Here is a 1,831-nt window from a genome sequence, read left to right as displayed (position 1 = left end):
GCTCTTTAACAATATAAACCTATCAATCTGTGTGGGCACTCGTTGATGATAATCAAAAAAGATTTATCAATGAACTGAGTGACCAATCAGAATCAAGTTTACTTGATTTTGGCACAGTCAATTCATTGTTGTTCTGTTGGAACAACAATAGCTTTAAAATTACTTTTTTACTTTCGAGTAAGAGCAGTTTTGAAGTCAGTATTCATTGAGCCGGTCTTAGGACCAACAAAACTTTAATTGAAGAGTTTGATCATGGCTCAGATTGAACGCTGGCGGCAGGCCTAACACATGCAAGTCGAGCGGCAGCACAGAGGAACTTGTTCCTTGGGTGGCGAGCGGCGGACGGGTGAGTAATGCCTAGGAAATTGCCCTGATGTGGGGGATAACCATTGGAAACGATGGCTAATACCGCATGATGCCTACGGGCCAAAGAGGGGGACCTTCGGGCCTCTCGCGTCAGGATATGCCTAGGTGGGATTAGCTAGTTGGTGAGGTAATGGCTCACCAAGGCGACGATCCCTAGCTGGTCTGAGAGGATGATCAGCCACACTGGAACTGAGACACGGTCCAGACTCCTACGGGAGGCAGCAGTGGGGAATATTGCACAATGGGCGCAAGCCTGATGCAGCCATGCCGCGTGTATGAAGAAGGCCTTCGGGTTGTAAAGTACTTTCAGTCGTGAGGAAGGTGGTGTTGTTAATAGCAGCATCATTTGACGTTAGCGACAGAAGAAGCACCGGCTAACTCCGTGCCAGCAGCCGCGGTAATACGGAGGGTGCGAGCGTTAATCGGAATTACTGGGCGTAAAGCGCATGCAGGTGGTGGATTAAGTCAGATGTGAAAGCCCGGGGCTCAACCTCGGAACCGCATTTGAAACTGGTTCACTAGAGTACTGTAGAGGGGGGTAGAATTTCAGGTGTAGCGGTGAAATGCGTAGAGATCTGAAGGAATACCGGTGGCGAAGGCGGCCCCCTGGACAGATACTGACACTCAGATGCGAAAGCGTGGGGAGCAAACAGGATTAGATACCCTGGTAGTCCACGCCGTAAACGATGTCTACTTGGAGGTTGTGGCCTTGAGCCGTGGCTTTCGGAGCTAACGCGTTAAGTAGACCGCCTGGGGAGTACGGTCGCAAGATTAAAACTCAAATGAATTGACGGGGGCCCGCACAAGCGGTGGAGCATGTGGTTTAATTCGATGCAACGCGAAGAACCTTACCTACTCTTGACATCCAGAGAAGCCAGCGGAGACGCAGGTGTGCCTTCGGGAACTCTGAGACAGGTGCTGCATGGCTGTCGTCAGCTCGTGTTGTGAAATGTTGGGTTAAGTCCCGCAACGAGCGCAACCCTTATCCTTGTTTGCCAGCGAGTAATGTCGGGAACTCCAGGGAGACTGCCGGTGATAAACCGGAGGAAGGTGGGGACGACGTCAAGTCATCATGGCCCTTACGAGTAGGGCTACACACGTGCTACAATGGCGCATACAGAGGGCAGCAAGCTAGCGATAGTGAGCGAATCCCAAAAAGTGCGTCGTAGTCCGGATTGGAGTCTGCAACTCGACTCCATGAAGTCGGAATCGCTAGTAATCGTAGATCAGAATGCTACGGTGAATACGTTCCCGGGCCTTGTACACACCGCCCGTCACACCATGGGAGTGGGCTGCAAAAGAAGTGGGTAGTTTAACCTTTCGGGGAGGACGCTCACCACTTTGTGGTTCATGACTGGGGTGAAGTCGTAACAAGGTAGCGCTAGGGGAACCTGGCGCTGGATCACCTCCTTATACGAAGATTACACTGATGAGTGTCCACACAGATTGATGGTTTATACAGTTT

1 rRNA gene is annotated in these 1,831 nt (G+C 51.0%); it reads left to right on the top strand.

What is annotated here, in order from left to right:
• The first annotated feature begins 234 nt into the window (after positions 1 to 234).
• Positions 235 to 1,779: ribosomal RNA gene (locus DD616_RS04545) — 16S ribosomal RNA — on the top strand.
• The last annotated feature ends 52 nt before the right edge of the window (positions 1,780 to 1,831 follow it).

It is taken from the genome of Vibrio anguillarum, from assembly GCF_003390515.1.
GTDB lineage: Bacteria > Pseudomonadota > Gammaproteobacteria > Enterobacterales > Vibrionaceae > Vibrio > Vibrio anguillarum.
Note: the sequence above shows the minus strand (reverse complement) of the source record. Positions and strands in the feature narration are given on the sequence as shown.